The 25759-nt window shown below is 63.0% G+C and carries 25 protein-coding genes and 1 tRNA gene; 17 read left to right on the top strand and 9 right to left on the bottom strand.

Annotated elements, in window-relative coordinates; genetic code table 11:
* Positions 1-19: 19 nt before the first annotated feature.
* The gene (gene ettA / locus BLT75_RS04045; protein WP_093027931.1) at positions 20-1675 is read right to left on the bottom strand and encodes an energy-dependent translational throttle protein EttA; all 1656 of its coding nucleotides are present in this window, start codon (positions 1673-1675) and stop codon (positions 20-22) included.
* 378 nt (positions 1676-2053) lie between these two features.
* On the opposite strand from ettA, the gene BLT75_RS04040 reads away from it, so the two are divergent.
* On the top strand, positions 2054-2917 hold the full coding sequence (locus BLT75_RS04040; protein WP_143028514.1) for a hypothetical protein: 864 nt from the start codon (positions 2054-2056) through the stop codon (positions 2915-2917).
* Positions 2918-3109: 192 nt separating this feature from the next.
* Positions 3110-3751 carry a nicotinate-nucleotide adenylyltransferase gene (locus BLT75_RS04035; protein WP_093027927.1) on the top strand — a complete coding sequence of 214 codons (642 nt, stop codon included), beginning with the start codon at positions 3110-3112 and terminating at the stop codon, positions 3749-3751.
* On the opposite strand, the gene BLT75_RS04030 is transcribed toward BLT75_RS04035, so the two are convergent.
* Entirely contained in the window at positions 3704-4531 is an 828-nt protein-coding gene (locus BLT75_RS04030) for a DMT family transporter (protein WP_093027925.1), read from the bottom strand. The two genes, BLT75_RS04035 and BLT75_RS04030, sit on opposite strands and share 48 nt — an antisense overlap.
* An 86-nt stretch (positions 4532-4617) precedes the next feature.
* Between BLT75_RS04030 and dacB the strand changes: the two genes are divergently transcribed.
* Positions 4618-6108, top strand: a complete 1491-nt coding sequence (gene dacB / locus BLT75_RS04025) for a D-alanyl-D-alanine carboxypeptidase/D-alanyl-D-alanine endopeptidase (protein ID WP_093027923.1) — start codon at positions 4618-4620, stop codon at positions 6106-6108.
* A 12-nt stretch (positions 6109-6120) separates the two neighbouring features.
* Here the strand turns inward: dacB and BLT75_RS04020 are convergent, their stop codons facing one another.
* Both BLT75_RS04020 and BLT75_RS04015 read right to left on the bottom strand, forming a co-directional pair.
* Positions 6121-6543: a tellurite resistance TerB family protein gene (locus BLT75_RS04020; RefSeq protein ID WP_093028200.1), complete on the bottom strand. Its 423-nt coding sequence runs from the start codon at positions 6541-6543 to the stop codon at positions 6121-6123.
* 91 nt (positions 6544-6634) lie between these two features.
* Positions 6635-7093, bottom strand: coding sequence for a cupin domain-containing protein (locus BLT75_RS04015; protein WP_093028197.1), 459 nt, complete (start codon positions 7091-7093; stop codon positions 6635-6637).
* Between the two features lie 95 nt (positions 7094-7188).
* On the opposite strand from BLT75_RS04015, the gene BLT75_RS04010 reads away from it, so the two are divergent.
* From BLT75_RS04010 to BLT75_RS03990, 5 genes are all read left to right on the top strand, one after another.
* Entirely contained in the window at positions 7189-8076 is an 888-nt protein-coding gene (locus BLT75_RS04010; RefSeq protein ID WP_093027921.1) for a LysR family transcriptional regulator, read from the top strand.
* A gap of 93 nt (positions 8077-8169) precedes the next feature.
* Positions 8170-9744, top strand: coding sequence for a lysine--tRNA ligase (locus tag BLT75_RS04005; RefSeq protein WP_093028195.1), 1575 nt, complete (start codon positions 8170-8172; stop codon positions 9742-9744).
* A 91-nt stretch (positions 9745-9835) separates the two neighbouring features.
* Positions 9836-10138 (top strand): DUF4389 domain-containing protein, encoded by a 303-nt coding sequence (locus tag BLT75_RS04000; protein WP_093027919.1) that lies wholly within the window; start codon positions 9836-9838, stop codon positions 10136-10138.
* 50 nt (positions 10139-10188) lie between these two features.
* On the top strand, positions 10189-10590 hold the full coding sequence (locus tag BLT75_RS03995) for a DUF4864 domain-containing protein (protein WP_093027917.1): 402 nt from the start codon (positions 10189-10191) through the stop codon (positions 10588-10590).
* Between the two features lie 140 nt (positions 10591-10730).
* Positions 10731-13016: a glycosyl hydrolase family 28-related protein gene (locus BLT75_RS03990; protein WP_093027915.1), complete on the top strand. Its 2286-nt coding sequence runs from the start codon at positions 10731-10733 to the stop codon at positions 13014-13016.
* Between the two features lie 56 nt (positions 13017-13072).
* On the opposite strand, the gene BLT75_RS03985 is transcribed toward BLT75_RS03990, so the two are convergent.
* The gene (locus BLT75_RS03985) at positions 13073-13738 is read right to left on the bottom strand and encodes a hypothetical protein (RefSeq protein ID WP_093027913.1); all 666 of its coding nucleotides are present in this window, start codon (positions 13736-13738) and stop codon (positions 13073-13075) included.
* 150 nt (positions 13739-13888) lie between these two features.
* Between BLT75_RS03985 and parA the strand changes: the two genes are divergently transcribed.
* From parA to BLT75_RS03965, 4 genes are all read left to right on the top strand, one after another.
* Positions 13889-14521 (top strand): ParA family partition ATPase, encoded by a 633-nt coding sequence (gene parA / locus BLT75_RS03980; RefSeq protein WP_093028193.1) that lies wholly within the window; start codon positions 13889-13891, stop codon positions 14519-14521.
* A 31-nt stretch (positions 14522-14552) separates the two neighbouring features.
* Positions 14553-14879, top strand: coding sequence for an antibiotic biosynthesis monooxygenase family protein (locus BLT75_RS03975; RefSeq protein ID WP_093027911.1), 327 nt, complete (start codon positions 14553-14555; stop codon positions 14877-14879).
* A gap of 86 nt (positions 14880-14965) precedes the next feature.
* Positions 14966-15373, top strand: a complete 408-nt coding sequence (locus BLT75_RS03970; RefSeq protein WP_093027909.1) for a universal stress protein — start codon at positions 14966-14968, stop codon at positions 15371-15373.
* Between the two features lie 70 nt (positions 15374-15443).
* Positions 15444-16022, top strand: a complete 579-nt coding sequence (locus BLT75_RS03965) for an NYN domain-containing protein (RefSeq protein WP_093027907.1) — start codon at positions 15444-15446, stop codon at positions 16020-16022.
* Here the strand turns inward: BLT75_RS03965 and BLT75_RS03960 are convergent.
* The 3 genes from BLT75_RS03960 to uvrB all read right to left on the bottom strand — a co-directional run bounded on the left by BLT75_RS03960 (position 16019) and on the right by uvrB (position 20175).
* Positions 16019-16537, bottom strand: a complete 519-nt coding sequence (locus tag BLT75_RS03960) for a HugZ family pyridoxamine 5'-phosphate oxidase (RefSeq protein WP_093027905.1) — start codon at positions 16535-16537, stop codon at positions 16019-16021. The two genes, BLT75_RS03965 and BLT75_RS03960, sit on opposite strands and share 4 nt — an antisense overlap.
* A 468-nt stretch (positions 16538-17005) precedes the next feature.
* On the bottom strand, positions 17006-17974 hold the full coding sequence (locus BLT75_RS03950; protein WP_093027901.1) for a hypothetical protein: 969 nt from the start codon (positions 17972-17974) through the stop codon (positions 17006-17008).
* A gap of 2 nt (positions 17975-17976) precedes the next feature.
* A complete protein-coding gene (uvrB, locus tag BLT75_RS03945; protein ID WP_093027899.1) occupies positions 17977-20175 on the bottom strand; it encodes an excinuclease ABC subunit UvrB in 2199 nt (732 codons plus the stop codon).
* Positions 20176-20458: 283 nt separating this feature from the next.
* On the opposite strand from uvrB, the gene BLT75_RS03940 reads away from it, so the two are divergent.
* Entirely contained in the window at positions 20459-22141 is a 1683-nt protein-coding gene (locus BLT75_RS03940; protein WP_093027897.1) for an adenylate/guanylate cyclase domain-containing protein, read from the top strand.
* Positions 22142-22374: 233 nt separating this feature from the next.
* On the top strand, positions 22375-22581 hold the full coding sequence (locus BLT75_RS03935; protein WP_093027896.1) for a cold-shock protein: 207 nt from the start codon (positions 22375-22377) through the stop codon (positions 22579-22581).
* 160 nt (positions 22582-22741) lie between these two features.
* Here the strand turns inward: BLT75_RS03935 and BLT75_RS03930 are convergent, their stop codons facing one another.
* Positions 22742-24514 (bottom strand): adenylate/guanylate cyclase domain-containing protein, encoded by a 1773-nt coding sequence (locus BLT75_RS03930; protein WP_176827832.1) that lies wholly within the window; start codon positions 24512-24514, stop codon positions 22742-22744.
* Positions 24515-24773: 259 nt separating this feature from the next.
* On the opposite strand from BLT75_RS03930, the gene BLT75_RS03925 reads away from it, so the two are divergent.
* From BLT75_RS03925 to BLT75_RS03915, 3 genes are all read left to right on the top strand, one after another.
* Positions 24774-25085 (top strand): ETC complex I subunit, encoded by a 312-nt coding sequence (locus tag BLT75_RS03925; RefSeq protein ID WP_093028191.1) that lies wholly within the window; start codon positions 24774-24776, stop codon positions 25083-25085.
* Positions 25086-25090: 5 nt separating this feature from the next.
* Positions 25091-25567 (top strand): GNAT family N-acetyltransferase, encoded by a 477-nt coding sequence (locus tag BLT75_RS03920; protein ID WP_093027893.1) that lies wholly within the window; start codon positions 25091-25093, stop codon positions 25565-25567.
* Between the two features lie 35 nt (positions 25568-25602).
* Positions 25603-25679: transfer RNA gene (locus BLT75_RS03915), tRNA-Arg, on the top strand.
* The last annotated feature ends 80 nt before the right edge of the window (positions 25680-25759 follow it).

Below are 25759 nucleotides of genomic sequence, written 5' to 3'. Positions count from 1 at the left end.
GAACTACAAGAAATCTGCCCTACCGGACAAACTTCTTATACTTCAACCGCTTCGGCTCCAGCGCGTCCGGGCCCAGGCGCCGCTTCTTGTCCTCTTCGTAATCCTCGAAGTTGCCCTCGAACCATTCCACATGGGCGTCGCCTTCAAACGCCAGGATATGGGTGCAGATGCGGTCTAGGAAGAAGCGGTCGTGCGAGATGACTACGGCGCAGCCGGCGAAATCGACCAGAGCGTCTTCGAGCGCGCGCAGGGTTTCGACGTCGAGGTCGTTGGTCGGTTCGTCGAGCAGGAGGACGTTGCCGCCCTCTTTCAAGAGCCGCGCCATATGGACCCGGTTGCGTTCGCCGCCCGAGAGCAGCGAGACCTTTTTCTGCTGGTCGCCGCCCTTGAAGTTGAAGGACGAGCAATAGGCGCGGCTGTTGACCTGCGCGTCGCCCAGCTGGATCAGCTCGGCGCCGCCGGTGATCGCCTCCCACACGGTGTCGTTGTCCTTGAGGTCGTCGCGCGACTGGTCGACATAGGAAAGCTTGACCGTATCGCCGATCTCGATGGCGCCGGCGTCGGGTTTTTCCTGCCCGGTGATCATCTTGAACAGCGTCGACTTGCCGGCGCCGTTGGGGCCGATGACGCCGACGATGCCGCCGGGGGGCAGCGAGAAGTCGAGCCCCTCGATCAGTTGCTTGTCGCCCATGTGCTTGCTGAGGCCGTTGACCTCGATCACCTTGGAGCCCAGGCGCGGGCCGTTGGGGATGACGATCTGGGCGCGGCCGACCTTTTCCCGTTCGGACTGGCCGGCCATCTCGATATAGGCCTGGATCCGGGCCTTGGACTTGGCCTGGCGCGCCTTTTGCCCCTGCCGCATCCATTCAAGTTCGCGTTCCAGCGTCTTCTGCTTGGCCTTGTCCTCGCGCGCTTCCTGCTCTAGGCGCTTGGCCTTCTGTTCCAGCCAGCTGGAATAGTTGCCCTCGTAGGGGATGCCGCGGCCGCGGTCGAGTTCGAGGATCCAGCCGGTGATGTCATCCAGGAAGTAGCGGTCGTGGGTGACGATCAGGATCGTGCCCTTGTATTCGATCAGGTGCTGTTGCAGCCAGGCGATGGTCTCGGCGTCGAGGTGGTTGGTCGGTTCGTCCAAGAGCAGCATGTCGGGCGCTTCGAGCAAGAGCTTGCAGAGCGCGACGCGGCGTTTTTCACCGCCCGAGAGGTTGGCAATCTCGGCGTCGTCGGGGGGGCAGCGCAGCGCCTCCATCGAGACGTCGATCTGGCTGTCGAGATCCCAGAGGTTCTCGGCGTCGATCCGGTCCTGTAGGCTGGCCATCTCGTCGGCGGTCTCGTCGGAGTAGTTCATCGCCAGTTCGTTGTAGCGGTCGAGGATGTCCTTCTTGGCCTTGACGCCCAGCATGACGTTCTCGCGCACGGTCAGGTTCGAATCCAGCTGCGGCTCCTGCGGGAGATAGCCGACCTTGGCGCCCTCGGCGGCCCAGGCCTCGCCGGTATAATCCTTGTCGAGGCCGGCCATGATCTTCATCAGGGTGGATTTACCGGCGCCGTTGACGCCGACGACGCCGATCTTGACCCCCGGCAGGAAGTTCAGGTGGATGTTTTCGAAGCATTTCTTGCCACCGGGGTAGGTCTTGGAAACACCCTGCATGTGGTAGACATATTGATAGGCGGCCATGGGTCGACTCCGGTTGGTAATCCTGTTCGGAGGCCCTGTTACAGAAACATCGGTCGCGGGACAATGCGCCTGCGCCTGGAAGCTGTATCGAGGGCTCAAATCAGGTCGAAATCGAATCGACTGGCAGTCGGTTCCTGCCGCCGCAAATAAGTGGAAGCACAACCATTGGGGGTACTCTTGACGATAGGGCACCTTTTTGGGTGTTTTAATCGTCCATTGGGAGAGTGCATTTTGCGAGATTCCCTTGATTTCTCAATTTTTGATATGCGTCATATGAGATGCATTCAAAATCGTTTAAAATCTTATACTTGTGGCTGTACTGCTCCGGAATGGGGCAAAGAATACTTTTAGTGGGGGAAATACCGAATGACTTGTGACATGGTTAAATGGACTTTGACGTCTGGGGCCGTGACCGTTGAGGTGATCGCGACAGATGACGGGTTAGGCAACATCACATTCACCTATGAGCTGCTGAGCGGGATTGCCGATCTGAACGGGTTCTTCATCGACGTCGGGAACGACGGCGGGGATATCTCGCGGATTTCCGGTGGCAACAACATGAGGGGTAGCGACAGCAACGGCAACAGGCTGGACGGGTTCGACATTGCCGAGGAGATCGGCACCGTTGGCGGCAATGATGCCGATACCACCTCGGGGTTTTTGACATTCACGATGGAGGAGCTTGGGATTTCGAGCCTTGCCGATCTGGCGGATGCAGAGATCGGCATTCGCGCCACCAGTGTCGGTGAATGCCGTGAAGACAGCCTGAAACTGGCCGCTACCGGCACCTATTGCCCGGTCGAGCCGCCCAGCGGTGACGATTTCCCGGAATGGGCGCAGGACATCTCGCATGTCGTGTTCGTATTCAACCAGACAATCGGCGACGTCAGCGGCGACGGCTATTACACGATCAAGGTGGACTTCTCGGGTGCGTTCGTGGCCGCAAATGGCAACGATCTGGATGATTACATCGACGACTTCCTGTTCGCGCTGATCAATGACGACACTAATGTGCCATTCCTGAACTCGGGTGCAGACCTGATGGGCGTTGTGATCAAGGGCGGTGGACAAATGACCGAGTATTACGCCTATGGGGATCACAATCTCGATGGCACGGACCCGGATCCGCTGCCGTCCGGCATGGGGTTCTTGTTGCCCGGTAACAACGGGCCGGTGGATCCGACGAGCGAGATCGACCTTTCGCTGGAACTCGACAGTAGCGGCGATTTCATCTTTTCCTGATCCGTCACGATGTGGCTTCGGCCGTTGCATTCGGACCCCGGCCGTAAACGGTCGGGGTTTTTTGCTGTTTCGTGATGTTGGTGTCCGGGACGCTGCTGTGCCGAGGTGCCGGTGCCGGGTCCGACACGGCCTGGCGACGGGGTGCGGCCCGCCGATTGACAAGGTGCTGCGCAAGCGCCAAGCAAGACGCTCATGAGGCAGGGTTTTCCATATGTGCGGCCTGGTCAGGTGATCGGGCTGTTCGGCGGCTCGTTCGATCCGCCGCATGCGGGTCATGTGCATGTGACGCGCGAGGCGCTGAAGATGTTCGGACTGGACCGTATCTGGTGGCTGGTGACACCTGGCAATCCGCTGAAGGCGCGCGGGCCGGCGCCGCTGGCACAGCGCATGACGGCGGCGCGGGCGGTGATGCGGCATCCGCGGGTCGATGTGACCGATATCGAGACCCATCTTGGCACGCGGGCCACGGCGGATACGATCGCGGCGCTCAGGCGGATGTATCCGCGGGTTCGGTTCGTCTGGCTGATGGGAGCGGACAACCTTGCCCAGCTCCATCGCTGGCAGGACTGGCGTCAGATCATGGAGACCGTGCCGGTGGGGGTGCTGGCGCGGCCGGGTGACCGGATCTCGGCCCGGATGTCGCCGGCGGCGCGGGCCTATTCACCATACCGCATCGACGGGGAGGCGCGGCACCTGCTGGGCCGCTCGGAGGCGCCCGCCTGGTGTTTCGTCAACGTGCCGATGGTGGATGTCAGCTCGACCCGGATCCGGGCGGCGGGCGGCTGGTCAGCGGCGCAGGAGCGCCGAGACAAGACCGGCGCCCAGCACCAGTGACAGGCCGGCCCAGGTCCAAAGGTCGGGCAGATCGCCGAACACCGCCCAGCCAAGACCGGCGGCGGCGATAAGCTGGAAATAGACCAGCGGGGCCAGCCGGGTCGCGGGTGCGCGGGCATAGGCCACCAGCAACAGCAGGTTGCCCAGCATCGAGCCCATGGCGCTGGCCAGGGTCAGCCCGGCGGTGTGTGCGTCGAGGGCTGGCAGGTTGGCGAGGCCGAGAGGAGTCAGCACCAGGCCGGCGATGGCCAGTTGCGAGAAGCTGAGCGCCAGCGGTGTGCCCAGGTGGCTGAGCCAGCGCGAGGCGGTCAGGAAGGCGCCGTAGAAACAGCCCGCCAGCAGCGCCAGCAACAGGCCGGGCGATCCGCCAAGCCCGGGGCGGACCACCAGCAGCACGCCCAGAAACCCCACCAGCATCAGGGCCGTGCGGGTCCAGGTGACCGGTTCGCGCAGGAGCAGCACCGAGAGCGCATAGCTGAGGATCGGCCCCACGAAGAAGGCGGCAAACACATTGGCCAGCGGCTCGGTCCGGAGCGCGGACTGGATCGACAGGATACCGCCGGCGAGCAGCAGCGCCCTGAGCCAGACGCGGCCGTCGCGCAGCAGGGCGAGGGCTGGCGGGCGCACGAAGGGCAGGATCGCCATGAGTCCCATAGCAAAGCGAGACCAGGCGACAAAGACGGGCGAGACCCCGTGCTGACCGGTCAACAACTTGCCTGCCATGTCCCCGGCGGGGATCAGCGACATGGCGAGGAACATGATCAGGACGGCGTGACCCATGCACGCCCGTTAACACGTGAAAAACCGGACGAAAAGCCCGCAAGGGATCACTTGTGCGCGGGCTGGTGCTGCGCTTTTATGCGAGTATGGTCGATCGCATTTCCAGACGTTTTTTCCTGTGCGGGCTTGCCGCCGTGCTGAGCCCGGCTGCAGGGCTGGCGGCCCCGCCTGCCACCTCGCTGCGCCCGCCGCTGCGTCCGTTCGACGTCGGCGGCGTGACCCGGCCCGAAGCGTTGCTGGCGCGGGCCGGACTGTCGGGCAGCATCGGCTTTGCCGTGGCCAATGCGCAGACCGGGGAGGAGCTGGAGTCGGTCGAGGGCGCGACCGGTCTGCCGCCTGCGAGCGTCGCCAAGGCGTTGACCGCGCTGTATGCGCTGGAGGCTTTGGGACCGTCCTATCGGTTCCGGACGCAGGTGCTGGCGGACGGCCCGGTCGAGAACGGAGTGCTGAAGGGCGACCTGATTCTGGCCGGGGGCGGCGATCCGGTGCTGGATACCGATGCGCTTGCCAGCCTGGCGCGGGCGATGAAGACTGCGGGTGTGCACGAGGTGCGCGGCGGGTTCAAGGTCTATGACGGGGCCTTGCCGGAGGTGTTCAGCATCGACCCCGAGCAGCCCGATCACGTGGGTTACAGCCCGGCGGTGTCGGGGATCGCGCTCAATTTCAACCGGGTGCATTTCGAGTGGAAGCGGGCAGGCAAGGGCTGGTCCGTGGGCATGGACGCGCGCAGCGCCAAGATCAGACCGGCGGTCGCCATGGCCGAGATGAAGGTCGTGAACCGGGCGCTGCCGATCTATACCTATGAACAGCGCCCGCGCGTCGACAGCTGGACCGTGGCGAGCCAGGCACTGGGCCAGGACGGTTCGCGCTGGTTGCCTGTGCGCAAGCCCGCGCTTTATGCCGGTGACGTGTTCCAGACGCTGGCCCGGTCGAACGGGGTGGTTCTGGGCAAGGTCGAGGTGATCAGAAGCCTGCCCGCGGGGGCGCGGATGCTGGCGCATCACGACAGCGAGCCGTTGACCGAGATCCTGCGCGACATGCTGAAATATTCAACCAACCTGACCGCCGAGATGGTCGGGCTGGCGGCAACGATCGCGCGCGGCGGCCAACCCGGCACGCTGAGGGACTCGGGTCAGGCGATGAGCGCCTGGGCGATGGAGCGATACGGCATGGCCGGCACCAGCCTTGTCGACCATTCCGGGCTGGGCGAGGCCTCGCGCATGACGCCGCGTGGTCTGGCCGCGGCGCTGGTGCAGGCGGGCAAGGCGGGGACTTTGCCGGGCTTGTTGAAGGATATCCCGATGCGCGACGCCAAGGGCCGGGTGGTCAGGGATCATCCGATCCGGGTGGTGGCCAAGACCGGCACGCTGAACTTTGTCTCGGGATTGGGCGGGTTCATGACCGCGGCGGATGGCAAGGTGCTGGCCTTTGCCATCTTCAGCGCCGATTTCGACCGGCGGGCCCGCATACGCCCCGAGGATCGCGAGCGCCCCGAGGGCGCGCGCGGCTGGAACACGCGGTCAAAGAAGCTGCAACAGGAGTTGATCGAACGCTGGGGCGCGATCTATGGCAGCTGAGGCAGTTGCCGGTCAGACCACGTGGCGCGCACGGGCCCCACGCTCGATTGCGGCGGCGTGCAGGCGGTCGATGTTCAGCTCGTAGCGGATTTCCTCGAGCAGGCGCAGTTCGGTTCCGGCAATGACTCCATCGGCCGCGGCCACGTCACAGGCGAGCGCATAGGCGGTTTCGAACAACCGCTCGGGAAGGTTGTCGCGAATGAGGCCGAAGAGCGCATCAAGCCCCTCTTCCTGTTCGAACAGGTCGAACACGACCTGGCTGACCTGTTTCATGCGGTCAATGTCGTAATCGGCGAAGACGGGTAGCATGTTCACCGCCGACTGGATCTTGACCAGTTCGGCGGTGCGGATGTTCTCGTCCGAGGCGGATACAGCGACCATGATCGCGACAAGGCAATCCTGGGGCGTCATCGGATGGGGGAGTTGGTCGCTCATGGTCGGGTCCTGCCTGCGTGGTTGCTGCGGCGCAGGATAGGCGGCGCGCGCCACGGGTTCAACTCCTTGCGCGCGGCCCGGTTTGCGGCAATCAGGCGCTGGCGGAAAAGCGGTATTCGATGCTTTCGAACCCGGCCGAGGGGAAGCCATAGGCGAAACGCAGACCTTCGGGGCCGGCGACCGTGCCATGTTCGGCGTCACCGGGGATATAGAGTGCGATGCCCGGCGCGATGTGGTGCGGCATACCGTCGATGGTGACGGTGCCAGAGCCTTCGAGCCCGAAATAGAATTCCGCCGGGGTATGGCGGTGCGGCAGCAGGCGGTCGCCGGGGCCGAATTCGGCGATGCCGAGCACCATGTCGCGGGGCGCCTCGGGGGTGCCGTTGATCAGCGTGCGCCAGCGCACCTCGCCATAGGCCGGGTCGGTACCGCCGGACAGCGGCACATGGGCGGCATCCACCGCAAGCGGGGCATGCGGCAGGTTGCTGGCCTGGTGCAGCGGCGTGGCGGTGCCGATTTCGGCGGCAAAGCTGTCGAGAAGGTCGGTCATGGCGGGCTCCTTGTTCTGCGGCACCAATACAGCCGCTTGCCGGGCGCGGGCAATCGCGTAAAGATGCACAAGATTATACGATGAGGTTATGATATATGGAGCGGCTTCCAGGCTTTTCCGGGCTGACGGCATTCTATGCGGCGGCACGCCACGGTACACTGACGGCGGCGGCGGCCGAGTTGAATGTGTCGCAACCGGCAATCTCGCGCCGGATTGCGGCACTGGAGGCCGATCTGGGCTGTGCCCTGTTCGACCGCAGTCACAAACCGGTGCGAATGACGCAGAATGGCAAGGACTTGCTGCGGGCCTTGCGGGGTGGGTTCGGGCAGATCGAAACGGCTGTGGCGCAAATCCGGCAGGCGGCCCGGGGCAAGGTGGTGACGATTACCGCGCCGTCAGGACTGGTGGCGTTCTGGCTGATCCCCCGGCTGGGAGAGCTGGAAGACACCTTCGCCGAGGTGACGATTCGCATCATAAGTCAGGAGTATGGTGAACCGCAGCGCCCCGGCGATATCTCGATCCGGTTCGGGCTGGCGGAGGACGCCGGAGACGTCCGGCTGCTGGGCGATGGGGTGTTCCCGGCGGCAAGCCCGCTCTACCTGAACCGGCGGGAGATGAGCGGCAGCGCATATGATTTCGCCCGAATGACCCTGTTGACGATGGAGGCGGCGCGCAGCCAGTGGCACGACTGGCCGAGCTGGTTCCGCTCGGTCGGGGCCGAGATGCCGGCCGGGGCGCGGGTGCTGGATTTCAACTCTTACGCGATGGTGATCAACGCGGCGCTGGCGGGGCAGGGGGTCTGCCTGTGCTGGGAGGGGGTGCTGGACAGTTTCCTGGACACCGGCGCGCTGGTGCGGCTGGAGGGGCCGCAGGCGGTTTCGGCGCGCGGCTATTTCATGGCGGCCCGCGACGGGCTGGCGGCGGACGCGCAGGTTCGCGGAATCCTGGACTGGATCGCCGAAAATGCCCGGAAACAGGGCTGATCGGACGCCGGTTTATTGACTCATGCTGCACTGGCACAATAGGACAGCCCGACAGGGCGCATGGGGCGCCCGTGTACCCCGATGGAGACCGACATGTCCAACTCGCGTGAACTCGCCCTTGCGTCCAAGGCCTGGCCCTTTGAAGAGGCGCGGCGGGTGCTCAAACGCTATGAGAAGGCGCCGCCGGAGAAGGGGTATGTCCTGTTCGAGACCGGCTATGGCCCCTCGGGTCTGCCGCATATCGGCACCTTCGGCGAGGTGGCGCGCACCACGATGATCCGCCGCGCCTTTCACGAGATCAGCGATATTCCGACCCGGCTGATCTGTTTCTCGGACGATCTGGACGGGATGCGCAAGGTGCCGGGCAACGTGCCCAACCAGGAGATGCTGCGCGAGCATCTGCAAAAGCCGCTGACCTCGGTGCCCGATCCGTTTGGCACGCATGAAAGCTTTGGCCATCACAACAACGCCATGCTGCGGCGGTTCCTCGACACGTTCGGCTTCGAGTACGAGTTCTATTCGGCGACCGAGTTCTACAAGTCGGGCCAGTTCGACGAGATCCTGCTGCGCGCCGCCGAACGCTATGACGACATCATGAAGATCATGCTGAAGTCGCTGCGCGAGGAACGGCAGCAGACCTATTCGATCTTCCTGCCGATCCACCCGGAAACGGGGCGGGTTCTGTACGTGCCGATGAAGGAGGTGAACGCCAAGGACGGCACCATCACCTTTGACGACGAGGACGGGCGCGAATGGACGCTGCCGGTGACGGGCGGCAACGTGAAGCTGCAATGGAAGCCCGATTTCGGCGCGCGCTGGGCGGCGCTGGGCGTCGATTTCGAGATGTACGGCAAGGATCACTCGACCAACACGCCGATCTATGACGGGATCTGCCGGGTGCTGGGCGTGCCCGCGCCCGAGCATTTCACCTATGAGCTGTTCCTGGACGAGAACGGGCAGAAGATTTCCAAGTCGAGTGGCAACGGGGTGAGCATCGACGAATGGCTGACCTATGCCAGTTCCGAAAGCCTGGCCTATTTCATGTATCAGAAGCCGAAGACCGCCAAGCGGCTGTTCTTTGACGTGATCCCCAAGGCGGTGGACGAGTATCACCAGCAGTTGCGCGCTTATCCGACCCAGGATCTGGCGGCGCAGCTGAACAACCCGGTGTGGCACATCCACGGCGGCGATGTGCCGGCCTCGACCCTGATCGTGCCGTTTGGGATGTTGTTGAACCTGGCCAGTGTCTCGGGGGCCGAGGACAAGGAGGCGTTGTGGGGCTTTATCCGCCGCTATGCGCCCGAGGCCAGCGCCGAGAGCCATCCGGATATGGATCAGGCGGCCGGGTTTGCGGTGCGCTACTTCAACGATTTCGTCAAGCCGACGCGGGTCTACCGGGCGCCGACCGAGGCCGAGCGCGAGGCGCTGGTGGAACTGCGCGCGCAATTGGCGGCCTATGACGGGCCGGTCGAGGACGAGGCGCTGCAATCCGTCGTCTACGCCGTGGGCCGCGACCGGTTCGACCCGCTGCGCGCCTGGTTCGGGGCGCTGTACGAGGTGCTGCTGGGCGCGTCGCAAGGTCCGCGTTTCGGCGGGTTCATCGCGCTTTACGGCATTCCCGAGACCATCGCGCTGATCGACAAAGCACTGGCGGGCGAGCTGGCCTGAAAACCTGTGGCGGTGAAGACGGCGTCCGCTGGCGGGCGTCGTCTTATGTGGTAGGCTCTGCTGCGTCAGAGACGCGGAGGATGCCATGCCAATGACGGATGAAGACAGGTTCCGGGGCCGGATGCACGGCGAGCAGAACGAGCCCGGGCAGCGCGACAGCCTGTGGTGGCGGCTGCTGTTCATGCTGCTGATCGCTGTGATGATCAACCTTGCGCAGACGATCCTGGCGGTGGTGACGGTGGTGCAGTTCATCATCATGGCCGTGAGCAAAGGGCAACCGAACGAGCGGCTGGCGGATTTCGGCACCGATCTGGGCATCTGGATCGCCAAGGCGGCCCGGTTCCAGACGGCGGCCAGCGAGGTGAAGCCCTGGCCCTGGACCGAGCTGGACTGATCCGAACGCTTCCGCGGCTCGTATCGCAAGACACAGCCGGGAGACATGCCGTGCGCCATTTGCTGATTATTATGACCCTTTGCGTCGGCCTGGCTGGCCCGGCGCAGGCCCAGAGCGACGAGATCGAGGCGGTGATCGGCGGCCAGATCGAGGCCTTTCTGGCCGATGATCTTGCCACCGCCTTCAGCTTTGCCAGCCCTACGATCCGCGACATCTTTCGCACACCCGAGAATTTCGGCGCGATGGTGCGGGGCGGCTATCCGATGGTATGGCGGCCGGCGGAGGTGACCTATCTTGAGCTGCACGAGAGGGGCGGCGCGCTGTGGCAGACGGTGCGGATCACCGATGCCGAGGGCGCGGTGCATTACCTGGATTACCAGATGATCCAGCTGGAAAACGGCTGGAAGATCAACGCGGTGCAGGTGCTGAAGGCGCCGGGTCTTTCCGCCTGAGGCAACACGACCGTCACGGTGCAATGAGTGCCGGTTAATTCCTTTCTCCTAGTCCTGTGGCGCGTTCGGGGACGACCCGGACCCGTCACATGCATGCGCCAGGGCAGGCAATCTGCGGCGCGATTGGGAAAGGGATATGGATGAACAAGGCAATCACCGAGGGCATCAACTTCATGCCGCCCGCCTTTCAACTGGGGCTGGACGTATGGTCGAGCGGCGACGGCACGCCGGGGTCGGATACCTATGATGGCGCGCCCAATGCCGCGTTTGTCCCGGCGGACGCGGATTTCGGCGGCTGCCTGGAATTGCAGAAGACAAGCGCGTTGCAAAAACTGCGCTACGTGGGGCAGACGCCATTGCTGCCTGGCTGCTACCTGCAAATCAAAGTGCGGATCAAGGCGATCAGCGGCAACCTGCCCAGCGTGCGGGTCGCAGGTTGGGCCGGCGGCGCCGGTGGTGCTCATGTGGCTGGTGTGACCGAACGCACCCCGGCCGTGACGCTGACAACCTATGGCGATGTGGTCGAAGTGACGGGCATCGTCGGTTCGGGAAATCGCGGCGGCGTCGACATGCCCTGGGGGCGGGCGGCGCTTTACGGTCATTTCGGACTTGATCTCGAGGGACCGAGCGGAGGGATCGTCCGGATCGACGATATCGAGATCACCGATATCACCGGTGTGTTTCTGCGGGACATGCTGAGCCTTGTGGACGTGCGCGACTATGGCGCCGTGGGCGACGGGGTGAGCAACGATTCCGCCGCGTTCGAGGCGGCGGATGCGGCGGCAGGTGGCCGCCGGGTGTTCGTGCCCGAGGGGAGTTATTTCCTGGGCGAAACGGTGAACCTGCAATCCGAGGTCGAGTTCGAAGGCACCGTGTCGATGCCGGTCGACAAGATGCTGATCCTGACCAAGAACTACAACCTGCCTGCCTATATCTCGGCCTTCGGCAACGAGGAAACCGCGTTTCGGAAGGCGTTCCAGGCGCTGCTGAACGGGGTGGACCACGAATCGCTGGACCTGGGCGGGCGCAAGGTGATGATCACCGCGCCGATCGACATGCAGGCGGCGGTTCCCAACCGCGACAGCTATTCCACGCGGCGGGTGATCCGCAATGGCCAGCTGGAAGCGGTCGATGGCCCGGCCTGGGATACCGAGACCTTCACGTCGCAAGCGACATACGATCCCGCCAACCAACGTATCCTGACCAATGTCGTGAACATTGCCAATATCCCGGTGGGAGCGCGGGTGACAGGCGCCGGGGTGGGGCGCGAGATCTATGTGCGATCAAAGAACGTGGGCGCAGGGGAAATCACCTTGAACGCACCGCTTTACGATGCGGCCGGGACCCAGGTCTTCACCTTTCACAGTTACAAGTACATGCTGGATTTCAGCGGCTTCAGCTCGTTGTCGAAGTTCAACCTTCAGAACATCGAGTTCCAGTGCAACAACACCTGCAGCGGTATGCTGCTGGCCCCGGCGGGCGCAACATTCGCGTTGTTCGACTGTTTCATCAGTCGGCCCAAAGACCGTGGTATCACCTCGATCGGTGGCGGCTGCCAGGGAATGCTGATCGACGGCTGCCAGTTCCTGTCTGCGGAAGAGGGGGCGAACGTGGCAGACCGAACCACGATCGCGTTCAACGTCAATGCCAACGATGTCAAGCTGCGTCACAACAGGGCGACGAACTTTCGGCATTTCGGGGTGATGGCCGGGCAGAACCACATGATCCTGGGCAATCATTTTTTCCAGGGCGACGCGGTTCCCAACGGACCGCGCACCGCGGGGATCGTCGTTGTCGGCACCTATGCCAGCTGTACCTTTGCCGAGAACTATGTCGACAATTGCAGTTTTGAATGGACCAACGAGCAGGATGCCGATCCTGATTTCACCGGCGGTTTCTCGTTCAGTTCGATGAGCATTACCGACAACATCTTTCTGTCGGGCGAGGTCGCGCCCTGGTTCAGCTATATAGTGATCAAGCCGCACGGGGTGGGGCATTTCATCAACGGTATGACGGTGACCGGCAACAAGTTCCGCTCGATCAACGGTTATATCGACAGGGCCGACCGGGTCGATACCAGCTTTTCGGGGCTGAACTATGACCGGACGAAGAACCTGATCTTCGAAGGCAACATGTACCACGGGGTCAGCATCCAGTCAGAGAACCCGCTGCGGCTGGAATATGAACAGACCACCGTTTCGGACAACTGGCTGATCGACACCGAAGGCAGGTTGCCGTTCGGTGCCGAGAGCCGGGGCGTCCAGTCCGTTGTTGCGCAGGGACCACTGACGGTTTCGGATGGCGGGATCCGCTACCTGACACCTTACACTCAGTCGCAGCAGGGCGCCGGGCAGGAGATGATCCGGCTGCGCTGGAGCGAGCCGGTCAGGGGTACTGTTATAGCCACTGTGCGCGCCGACAAGTAGGCGCGGGGTTGACGTTGGGGCTGCGCGCACGCGCGGCCCCGAAGCCGTTCAAAGGTTCAGAAGTTACGCCAGAAGCCGAGCTTCAGCCCGATCGTGCCGGGCAGGTCCGATTTCCGTTCCAGCCCGACCACCCAGGTGCCGCCCTTGCCCGCGTCGATCAGCAGCGAGGGCGTAAGGGTCCAGAACAGCGGCAGGCCGGCGACATAGGCGGTTTCCAGTTGCAGCATCGGGTCGATGCGCCGCGGGGTGGAAAGGCCAGCGGTGAGGTCCAGTTTGAAGATATCCGCCGCGGTGCCGAAGCGACGTTCCCATGCCGTGTCCGCGGCGACCCAGCCGTGCCCCCAGCGGGTGTCGAGGCCCTTGCCATAGGACAGGGTGATTTTGGTCATCCGGCCCCAGTCGCCCAGCCAGTGATGACCGCCCAGCCCGGCCTCGGCGGCGAGGTGGCCGCGCCGCCCCATGTCGGCCAGCGGGTAGCGGACGAAGAGCAGCACGTGACCGGCAAGACCCGGCTGTTCATTGATGTCGAGTCCGAGCGTCCAGCGCTCGTCCGCGCCCCATTCGCCGTAGACCGCGCTCTTGTAGTCGAAATAGCCGTCGAACCGGTAAAGCGTGGTGGAAACGGCGGTGAACCCGGTGCCGTGGTCGCGCAGCCACGCGCCCGCCAGAGCCTGCCCGGCGGCGAAAAGGCAGATCCACAAGGCAAGCAGCACCCGACCCATTGCGTTCCTCCGGTGCCAGCCTTGCCGGGATTGGTTAACAAAGTGTTAGGATGGCCAACCGGGCGGCGATGCCGCAGGCTGCAAATGCGAATTGTCGTTGTGATCTGTGATGGCCTCGCTATGCTGCATTGCGGCATCATGGAGGACCGCATGGGACAGGTGATCACGGTCGCGCAACAGAAGGGCGGGTCGGGCAAGACCACGCTGGCGGTGAACCTGGCGGTCGCCTTTGCGCGTGCTGGCAAGCGGGTGGCGCTGATGGACACCGACCCGCAGGGTTCGGCAGGGCGCTGGTTCATGGCGCGGCTTGAGGCGGGTGAGGATCCGGGGCTGGAGTTCTCCACTGCTTCGGCCTGGGGCGTCAGCTACGAGGTGCGCAAGCTGGCCAGGGCCTTTGACCTCGTGATCATCGACACGCCACCCAAGGCCGACAGCGACCTGCGGCCGGCCCTGCGCGAGGCCGACCTGGTGCTGATACCGGTGGCGACCTCTCATCTTGATCTCTGGGCGGTGGAGATGGTGCTTTACCTGGCCGAGCGTGAAGACAAGCCCGCGCTGATGGTGATGACCCGCAACCGCCCTGGAACCCGGCTGGCACAGGATGTGGCTGCCAAGGCGGGCGAGTTGAAGGCAGAACTGGCGCAGGCGGTAATGTCCAACCGCGTCGTCTATGCCGAAACGCTGGGGCAGGGGCGCGCGGCGCTGGAGGCGCCCAAGGGGCCGGCCCATGCCGAAGTGACTGGATTGATGCAGGAAATAGAACGCGCGCTGGAAAAGCTGTGATAGGCTGAGGGGGCAGGAGAAGGAGACCCCCATGCCCAAGATCGTCAAGTCCGCCCCGGTGCAAACCGTGATCACCACATTCGAGATGACGCCGGGTACCTGCCAGGATCTACTCGAGGCGCTGACCGATGCCTATGCCGAGTTCATCTCGAAACAACCCGGATTTATCGCTGCTGGCCTGCATGTGAATGACGCCCAGACCCGCATTGCCAATTACTCGCAATGGCGGCGGCGCGAGGATTTCCTGGCCATGTTGCGCACCGCCGAGATGCGCGAGAGAAACCGCCGGCTCAACGAGATGTGCAAGAGCTTCGAGCCGGTGATGTACGAGGTGGCCGAGACCTTCGACGCCGGCTGACACGGCTGTTCCGGGCGTGATCTGGATCAAGGCAGGAACCTTGTCCGCAGCGCAATCTGTACGCATTCTCAACAAAGGCGCGAACCATGTATCACAATATCCTCGTTCCGATTTCCTTCGATTCCGAACGCGACATTTCGGGTCCGCTGAAGCTGGCCAAACTGCTGGCCACGCCCGAGGCGCGAATCACGCTCTTGCACGTGGTCGAACACATCCCGGCCTACGCGATTTCCTACATGCCGCCCGATTATCTGGCCGAGGCACGCAAGGCGCTTGAAACCGAGCTGGACAAGCTGGCCGCCGGGCTGCCCAATGCCACCGGCGTGCTGATCGAAGGGCACTCGGGCCGGTCGATCCTGGACTGGGCCGAGACCAACAAACCCGATCTGATCATCATCTCCTCGCACCGCCCGGGCATGCAGGACCTGCTGCTGGGTTCGACTGCGGCACAGGTCGTTCGCCATGCGCAATGCGCGGTGCATGTGGTGCGCTGATGCCGCAGGACTAGCCAACCCGCCGGGTTGATGTTGCCATGGGCGACTGAATCGGTGATACGATCAACCTATGGTCGTTTCGCTGTTGATTCTGTTGTTATCTCTTGCCCTGTTCACCTGGTCCGTCGTGGGTATCGGTCCGGCCCTGAACCCCGCCCTCCTGCTGGCCGTGCTTGGCCTTGTGATGAGTGTGCTGCTGCTGATCCGCAGCAGGATAAGGCGGCCGGAACAGTGGATCGTCGTCGACGGGTCGAACGTGATGTACTGGCATGACGACACCCCCCGGCTGAACACCGTCCGTGACTGCATCGAGGAACTGGTTTCGCGGGGCTGGACACCGGTCCTGTGGTTCGACGCGAATGTCGGATACCTGGTGGCCTCGCGGTACATGGGGCCGCGAGAGCTGTCGCGCGTGTTGCGTTACCCGGCTTCGAACATCAACGTGGCACCCAAGGGAACACCTGCCGACCCGCTGCTGATCGAGCAGGCGCGGAACCTTGGCGCACGTATCGTTACCAATGACCGCTATCGTGAATGGGCCCAGGCCTATCCCCAGGTCGCCGACCCGGACCTGTTCCTGCGCGGAAGCGCGTCGAGTGAGGGGGTGACTTTACGGGTCGAGGATGAGCGCCCGCGCCGCCGCGCCTAGGGCTTTCGGGGCGCTCCCGACAGGCTCTGCCCGTGCAGATCCTCGCCCGCCAGCCGCACCGCCTTGCCGAAGCCGGCGTTCAGCAGGCCATCGGCGATGGCAAAGCGGACAAAGCGGAAATCGCCGAAATCGGCATATAGTCCCGCCTTGGGGCGGAGCGCCAGGTAACGGACGCGCAGTGCGTCATGCCCGGGCGTCCCGCGTGCGACCATTTGCGCGGTGCAGTGCAGGGTCAGGCGGGGATGAGTGAGCGGGTCGCCCTTCGCGCCCGGTTCCCCGAGCAGCAGGGCGCAGGCGGGATTTGCTTCCAGCGCGCCGGTATGGGCCGCCAGGGCGGAGACCAGCGAAACCGGTGTGCCGTCCTTGTCCGTGGCCAGCGCGATGCGGCTGACCGAAGGCAGGCCGCTGCCCGGTTGCAGCACCGCCAGCGCGCCATGCCGCGCGCCGTCGATCAGCGCCCGCGCCTGAGAGCGGGTTTCGGCATCGGCGGGCAGGTAGGGGTCGGAACGGGTCATGGCAGCGACCTATCGCAGACAGGCGGAGAGACGGGCAGCGGCTGCGGGGATGATCTTCGCGGGTTTGCAGGCGTCGGGCCCGGTGGGATTGATCTCGCTCATGCAGCCACCCTATGCGCCGGGCGGGCGCCCGTCAAAGCCGGAACGCATGGCGCATGAGGGCAAAGGCGCCGGGCTGGTCCAGCCGTCCCGGTCATTGGCAAGGGCAAGGCCCGGCAGCAGGCAGAGGATCAGGGCAAGCAGTCTCATGCCGGGGGAGATAGGGCGGTTGGGGGAGAGGGGAAGTGGAGGTGTGTCGCTGCGCAATGGGTTGTTCCCCCGACCGACGGCGCGTTTGGCGAGTAACGTAGGGTGGACAATTTTGCCCACCGATGCGCCGCCGTAGGGTGGGTAGTTTGCGCACCCATGCGGCGGGGGAGTTAATATTCGATGGCGGGATGGTGGGCAGGACTGCCCACCCTACACTTGTTACGCTTGCCCTTCGGCTAACCCTCCAAAAAATCGCGTGTATCCCCAATCTTTTTTACCTACATGATCTGGTGGAATGTATAACTGGCTTTGTTCCCAAACCGGGAAGCCTTCAAAATGAACGCTATCTCGCATTCTTGATGTGAAGCGAGCTGTGTTTGTAGCGCCGAATTGAGCCGCAGTTACCGCGAGCAACGCAGAAATAGAGGAAAACACATCATCCAAACGAGGTTGATAGTTAACATTCCCCTTGTCATGTTTTGCCGAGTTGTATCTATCAAACCAAGGTAAACTCTTCGTCGGGGCCTCTGGGTCCCAAGCTTCGAATGGCTTCTTTGCATCAATCCAATGATATCTTTGGAACTTGACTGCATAATTCGCAAGCTTCATCGGCACCAACAATTTTACGAAATCCGAAGTTGAATACGAATCTTTATTATAGCCATTTTCGCTAAGTATACGCTTCATCTGGCTTTCTATGTTCACGCAACTGAGGATGTGGACTTCAGATATCTGAGGCCCAAAACTCTTCAAGTTTCTGCCAATTGGAGAGATAACCCTACAAATTGCATCCAACCTTTCAATCAGAAGCTCTATTTCTTGAATCAATTGGATAAATTCAACGTAGTCTGCGTCTGTATTGCTGTACACGCTGGGAGGTTGGTGTTGATACTCCATAAAATTCCGTGCCATTCTTCGAAGTACTGTCCCAGGCTCTACCTCTAAAAGTTCTATGCGATTAATTGTCCAAGAAGGGAGCACAAAGCTGGACTGAAAATATTTGTTCCATTCTCCAATCAAGTCATCGGGGATTGTTCCATCAAGTATGAACTTGTCGAACTCCGAATGCTGCTCTTTCAATATCAGAGGCATCTGACTTGAAGCGTACAACTCTTTAACACATTGATTCTCAATGCAGAAAACGGCGCGCAGAAGGTCACCGTTGAAGCCTCCATAGTACTGCGGCATGGTCACCGCCCCCTCCGCTTCACATTCCCGCCCCGCTGCCCCGGCCTGCCCGCCGTCGACCGGCCCTTGGACTTCACCGCTTCTTCCGAGGCTTTCTCGACCGCCCATTGCCGGGCCATCGGGTCGTCGGCGATGGCGAGGTCGACCGCTTCCAGACGCTTGATCTCGTCCCTGAGACGCGCGGCCTCTTCGAATTCCAGGTTCTCGGCGGCCTTGCGCATGTCGCTGCGCAAGCCGTCCAGCACCGCCTCGAGATTTGCCCCGTGCAGCGGCGTGTCGATCTTGGCGGTGACGCGGGACATGTCGGTGTCGCCCTTGTAGAGGCCGGCCAGCACATCCTCGACGTTCTTTTTCACCGTGGCGGGGGTGATCCCGTGTTCCTCGTTATAGGCGATCTGCTTGGCGCGGCGGCGGTCGGTTTCGGCGAGCGCGCGTTCCATACTGCCGGTGATGCGGTCGGCATACATGATGACGCGGCCATCGGCGTTGCGGGCGGCGCGGCCGATGGTCTGGATCAGCGAGGTTTCCGAGCGCAGGAAGCCTTCCTTGTCGGCATCCAGAATGGCGACGAGACCGCATTCGGGGATATCCAGCCCCTCGCGCAGCAGGTTGATGCCCACCAGCACGTCAAAGGCGCCAAGGCGCAGGTCGCGCAGGATCTCGATCCGTTCGATCGTGTCGATGTCGGAATGCATGTAGCGGACGCGGATACCCTGTTCGTGCAGGTATTCGGTCAGATCCTCGGCCATGCGTTTGGTCAGCGTGGTGACAAGGGTGCGGTAGCCCTGGGCGGCGACGCGGCGCACCTCGTCCAAGAGGTCGTCGACCTGCATCTCGACGGGGCGGATTTCGACCTGCGGGTCCAGAAGACCGGTGGGGCGGATCACCTGTTCGGTGAAGACGCCGCCGGTCTGCTCCATCTCCCAGGACGCGGGCGTGGCCGAGACAAAGACCGATTGCGGGCGCATGGCATCCCATTCCTCGAACTTCAGCGGCCGGTTGTCCATGCAGGAGGGCAGGCGGAAGCCGTGTTCGGCCAGCGTGAACTTGCGCCGGTAGTCGCCCCGGTACATGCCGCCGATCTGGGGGACCGAGACATGGGATTCATCGGCAAAAACAATGGCATGGTCGGGAATGAATTCAAACAGCGTCGGCGGCGGCTCACCCGGCGCGCGGCCGGTGAGGTAGCGGGAATAGTTCTCGATCCCGTTGCAGACGCCGGTGGCCTCGAGCATTTCCAGGTCGAAGTTGGTGCGCTGTTCGAGCCGTTGCGCCTCCAGCAGCTTGCCCTCGCCCACCAGCTGGTCGAGCCGCTGGCGCAGCTCCTTCTTGATGCCGAGGATGGCCTGCTGCATCGTCGGTTTGGGTGTCACGTAGTGCGAATTGGCGTAGACGCGGATCTGGTCGAAGGTGTCGGTTTTCTGGCCGGTGAGCGGGTCGAATTCGGTGATCGCCTCCAGCTCCTCGCCGAAGAAGGAGAGTTTCCAGGCGCGGTCCTCGAGGTGGGCGGGCCATATTTCCAATGAGTCGCCGCGCACCCGGAAGCTGCCGCGCTGGAACGCCTGATCGTTGCGGCGGTATTGCTGGGCCACGAGGTCGGCGATGATCTGGCGCTGGTCGTAATTGCCGCCAACCTTGAGGTCCTGGGTCATGGCGCCATAGGTCTCGACCGAGCCGATACCGTAGATACACGAAACCGAGGCGACGATGATCACGTCGTCGCGCTCCAGAAGCGCCCGCGTGGCCGAGTGGCGCATGCGGTCGATCTGTTCGTTGATCTGGGACTCCTTTTCTATGTAGGTGTCCGAGCGCGGCACGTAGGCCTCGGGCTGATAATAGTCGTAGTAGCTGACGAAATATTCGACTGCGTTATCGGGGAAGAAGCCCTTGAATTCGCCGTATAATTGCGCGGCCAGCGTCTTGTTGGGGGCCAGGATGATGGCGGGGCGCTGGGTCTCCTCGATCACCTTGGCCATGGTGAAGGTCTTGCCCGTGCCGGTGGCCCCCAGCAGCACCTGGTTTCGCTCGCCGTCCAGAACGCCCTGCGCCAGTTCCGCGATGGCGGTGGGCTGGTCGCCGGCCGGCTGAAACTCGGTCTGCATGACGAAGCGGCGGCCGCCTTCCAGCTTGGGCCGGGCCTTCACGTCCGGCGCGGGGGCATGCATCAGCGCTTCGGACTTGTCGGAATGGGCATAGGGCATCGGGGGATTCCTTTCCGCTCCGATCTTGGTCTGTTTTTGTTCCGGTTCAAGGGGGGTGGCCGGCTGATGCCGGAATCTGGCGTCAGCGGGCAAGCTTGCCGAGCGGTTCGGCCAGCCACCGCCCCCCGGATCCGCAAGGCGCCGTCCGAGGAATATCCTGCGCGCCTCAAGGACTATCTGGCGGCATGAATGTGCATCTCGGCGCGCTGGTACGGACAAATTGTGCAAAAGCTTTACAGCACGCCGCGATCCCATAAACTGGCAGGTACCGCAAGGAGAGCCGATGCACAGCCAGCTTGCCGTCCTGATGTTCGCTGATATCGTCGGCTATTCCGCCATGATGGAGGTCGACCAGCAGCAGACGATCGACCTTGTTCGCAGTTTGCGTGTCGACTTGCTGGAGCCGGAGGTTCAGACACATGCGGGCCGGATTCTGAAGCGTCTGGGTGACGGCTGGATCGTATCGTTCGGCAGCGTTCCGGCCTGTGTCGATTGCGCGATGAGCCTTCAGAAGAAGTTGCAGGCCGAAACCGAACTCAAGCTGCGTATCGGCGCGCATATCGGCGAGATCGTTTCCGACGGCGAGGATTTCTATGGCTCGGGCCTTAACATCGCACAACGGATCGAAGCCGAGGCGCCACCGGGCGGGCTGATGATATCGGAGGATCTGTTCCGGCAACTGTCCGGCCAATTGGCGGGTGAACTCAAGGATGCGGGAACATTTCGGCTGAAGAATATCGCTCAGCCGGTGCGATTGTACCAGTGGCGGCCAATGCACAGGCGCAAGGCCGACCCGGACCAGATTACCTCGATCGCGGTTGCGGCCATCGAATATGCGCCGCTGGACGCGGAAACCGCAGCCCTTGCGGGCGACCTGCACGACCAGTTGGTGATCCGCATGTCGCGGCGGCAGGGCGTCGTGGTGCTGGACGCCGCGAACCGGTCGGTCGAACATGCCACCTATGACCTGCGCAGCAGGCTGCGGGTTGCAGGCGGGCGCGGACGGCTGAGCCTGTCGCTGGTCCTGCGCTCGGATGGCCGTCCGGTCTGGTCGGAAAGCTATGACCGGGATACGGCGGACATCTTCGATTTCTGCGACGTGGTGTTGGAACGCGCCGAGGCTGACCTGAGGATTCAGACCAACGCCTTTGATGGCGACCGGCTGGCGCATATCCCCGAAGAGGAGTTGAGCGTTTCGGAATTGCGGGCGCGGGCGGCCAACGCCTTTTACCGGCTGACCTACGAGGACTGGATCGACGGCCTGCGGCTGATGAAACGCGCGATACGGATGAACCCGCGCGATGGCGTTTCGCTGGCGATGCGGGCCGAGGCCGAGATCATGACCCATGCCGCGCGATACGCAGCACTTGCTCCCGACCTGCTGGCGGGATTGGCCGACGATCTTGATACTGCGATCGAGCAGAATCCTGGCAGTGACTATGTGTTCTGGACCCGTGGCCTTTTTCGGATCAATTGCATGTCCGACATCGCGGGCGCGCGTGCCGATCTGCAACGCAGCCGCGACCTGAACCCCGCCTATGCGGAAAACCACGAACTGGAAGCCCATGTCCTGATGGTCGAAGGAAAGTTCGACAGGGCTGCCGAAAAATACGGGCTGCTGCTGCAAAGGCAGGTGCACAATCCGATGATCCCATACCGGCGCTTTCTGAGGGCTTCGGCCCATTTCTGCGGTGGCCGCTACGATCTGGCGGCAGAAGATGCCCGCCTTGCAGCAGATACGCGACCCAAGGAACGGGCGATGCATGTCCTGCGCGGCCTTGCCTTGCAGGCCGGAGGTGAAAAAAACGCCGCAAGGGACGTTTTCCGACGGGCGGCATCGCTCGCGCCCCGGCCAGATATCTGTTCGCGTTGTCCGGTTCTGCCCGAATCTCACCTGCATCTGGCCGAGGCGCTTGCCAGTGCGATCCGCAGCCCCCAGGGCAAGCTGGACGGTATCGAAACCTGATCGCGGAAGTCCAACGAGCGTGCGGGATCGCTGAATTTGCGCCGCATCCGCAGGAGAATTTTGGTATTACGGCGATTTTCCTTGCAAATTGCGGCCACAGCGCACATGTGTGGGATGCTACTGCTTTCTATCTCGACACACTGTTCTCCTATTCGGCCACAGTCCCTCGATTTCGAACTGACTGGCCGGGTTGTCGCATTCCGCGGGCAACGATACAAAAAGGAGATCTCACGATGGCCACTGGCACCGTGAAATGGTTCAACGCCACCAAAGGCTTCGGCTTTATTGCGCCCGATGGCGGCAGCAAGGACGTGTTCGTCCACATCACCGCTCTGGAGCGCGCAGGCATCCGCTCGCTGGACGATGGTCAGAAAGTGACCTTCGACCTGGAATCGGGCCGCGACGGCCGCCAGAGCGCGACCAACCTGCAACTGGCCTGAGCCATTGCAGATACCGTGTCAGCGCAGCTTGCGCGTGTTCGCGGTATGTCGGAATTTTCAGAGAAAGCCCCCGCTCGGGGGCTTTCTTTTTTGGGACGGCCATCCGTTCCGTACAGACGGTTCATGTGGCGTGGCAGAGAGTGCCGGGCCAGGCCGGATCTCAAGCGGCTCCGATCAAAGCGGCCTTCTCAAGCCCCTGTAAAACCAGCTCCCCGTGGGAGGGGTCGGCAAGGGTCAGCCGGGCCAGCCGGTTCCGAATGTCGAATGACGGGTTGATTTCAAGCATCTCCTGCCAGATCCGGCGCGCCTCTTCGATCTCGCCCAGATGCCCCAGCGCCGAGGCCAGCCAGGCGCGCCCGATGTCGGTATCCTTCACCAGGAAAACCCGTTCTCTCAGAAACAGCGCCGCGGTCTCGAAACTGCCCTTGAGGAAATGGGCCATGGCAAGGAATTGCATGAACTGATGCCGGAAGGACGGGTCCAGCCGAATCGCGCGTTCAAGGTGTTCGATCGCATCGTCCAGCTTGCCCTGGGCAATCTCGATCTCGCCCCTTGTGAACCAGCCCAACGCGTAATCCGCGCTTGTGGCCATCGCGGTGTCGAGTGCCTGCAAGGCTTCGTCCAGCTTGCCCTGCCACCGCGCAATGGCGGCATAGGCGTTGTTGGACCAGATGCTGTCGGGGCCAAGCTCCAGGCTGCGCCGGACCAGAGTGTCCGCCTTTTGCATCGCCTCTTCCGAAGGCGCGCCGGACCAGTGATTGTGGAAGTCCAGCAGGTGCATGAGGGCCAGCATGCCATAGGCGTCCGCATAGCCGGGATCGCGGGCGATCGCGCGTTCTCCATATGCGACGGCCTTGCGCCAGCCCTCGGCATCCATGCCGGGGAAGAACAGGAATCCGCGCATGCGCATGTAATCTTCATGCGCGTCGATGTTCGACGTGCCGACGTCGGCGATGTTTGCCCGTTCGCGGGGCGACAGGGACACCTTCAGCGCCTTCACGATCTCCAGCGTCACTTCGTCCTGCACCGCGAAGATATCGGTCAGGTCCCGGTCGTAGCGGTCCGCCCAGACATGGCTGCCGTCGGTGGCGTCGATCAACTGGGCGGTGATGCGCACGCGTTGGCCCGCGCGCCTGACGCTGCCTTCGAGAACATGGGTAACGCCAAGCTCGCGCCCGACGATGCGCAGGTCGATGGACCTGCCCTTGTAGGCAAAGCTGGAGTTGCGCGCGATGACGGTCAGGCCCGACACCTTGGACAGGTCGGTGATGATGTCCTCGCTGATCCCGTCCGAGAAATACTCCTGCTCGGGGTCGCCCGACATGTTGTCCAGCGGCAGGACGGCAATGGAATAGCCGGGTTCCCGCGATCTTGCGCCAGCAGGCCCCGGCGCGTTTCCGGGTGCAGGTGATGCATCCTGCGGGTGCCAGTGGAACACCCGCAGGGCGCGGTCGATGTTCTTGACCGACACCTGCCCGCCATCCTGAAAGGTGATCCCCAGGCGGTCGCCCAGGCTTTCCTGTACCACGTATGAAACGCACATGCCGCCCGGACGGGCCAACTGCTCCAACCGGCTGGCGACGTTCACGCCGTCACCGAATATGTCGTCGTCCTGCAGGATGACGTCGCCGAGGTTGACGCCGATCCTGAGAACGATGCCGGCGGGGTTGTCTTGCCCCGCCATCGTTTCCTGTATTTCCCTGGCGCATTGCACTGCGTCTGACACACTGAGGAACTCGACCAGGGCGCCGTCGCCCATCAGCTTGACGATGCGGCCGTTGTTGCGTGACACGCAGGGGGCGAACACATCGCGCCTGTGCTGGTTCAGCGCGCTCAGGGTCCCGGATTCGTCTTCGGCCATCAGCCGGGAATATCCGACGATGTCAGCGGCCAGTATGGCTGAGAGGCGCCGCGATATCCGTTCGTTGCCCATGCCTGATTGGTAAGGCAGTTCCTCTGCCGGGTCTAGCTGGCTGTCGCACAATCGGCATCGGATTTGTGCAGCAATGCGCCACCGCCTGCGATCCGGGCAGTAACGCGGCCCAGCTTGCAACAAGCGGCATTGACTGTCGTTTTTGCTCTGGCCCAGGTGTTGGCTGCCCGCATCAGGCGACGAGCGGTCGCGGATTCCGGTCTTGCCCGTTCCCGCCGATCCGCGCATATAGAGACAGCCTATGACGACGGAGCAAGCGATGCGCGCACGGATCTACCAGCCCTCCCGGAATGCCATGACCTCGGGCATGGCCAAGACCCGCAAATGGGTTCTGGAATACGCCCAAGGGTCAGCGCGCGAGATCGATCCGCTGATGGGCTGGACCTCGTCCGACGATACCCAGACTCAGGTCCGCCTGCGCTTTGACAGCAAGGAAGAGGCGCTGGACTACGCCAGGGCCAACGGGATCGACGCCGTGGTCACCGAACCGCACAAGCGCAAGCCCAACCTGCGCCATCGCGGCTATGGCGAGAATTTCGCCACCGACCGGCGCGGACCCTGGACGCACTGACCCTCATGCCCGCTTTCGAGATCGTGCGGACCAGCCCGGCACAGCCCGAGGCGGCTGCGCTGATCGCCCGCCATGTGGCGCTGATGGCCTCGCAATCGCCCGAGGAAAGTTGCCATGTGCTGGATGGCGGCGGGCTGGACGCCCCGGATGTGGCCTTTTTCCTGCTCCGTCAGGGCGGCGCGGCGATTGGAATGGGCGCGCTCAGGACGCTGCCCGATGGTTCGATGGAACTGAAGTCGATGCATACCGTGACCGAGGCGCGCGGCACCGGCGCCGGTCGGGCGATGCTGGAATTCCTGCTCGACCATGCCCGCGCAGAGGGGGCGCGCGGTGTGTATCTGGAAACCGGCTCGACCGAGGATTTCCTGCCCGCCCGCAGACTGTATGAACGTCATGGTTTTGTCGAATGCGGCCCCTTCGACAGCTATGCCGAAGACCCGTGGTCGATATTCATGCACCTGGACTTGCGCTCCGCCGCTTGACCCCCGGCACGCGCGTGGCATAACAGGCCCCAAGCGGTCCCATAGCTCAACTGGATAGAGCAGCTGACTTCTAATCAGCAGGTTCGGGGTTCGAGTCCTCGTGGGATCGCCAGTTACCTGTGGAGCAGAGATTGCTCGAAGCGATCCGGGCCGTCGCCATGACGCCGCCATATTGCGGTGCCATTCTTGGCG

Source organism: Ruegeria marina, from assembly GCF_900101475.1.
GTDB lineage: Bacteria > Pseudomonadota > Alphaproteobacteria > Rhodobacterales > Rhodobacteraceae > Ruegeria_B > Ruegeria_B marina.
The sequence above is the reverse complement of the archived record's forward strand: the minus strand, read 5'-3'. Positions and strand labels throughout refer to the sequence as shown.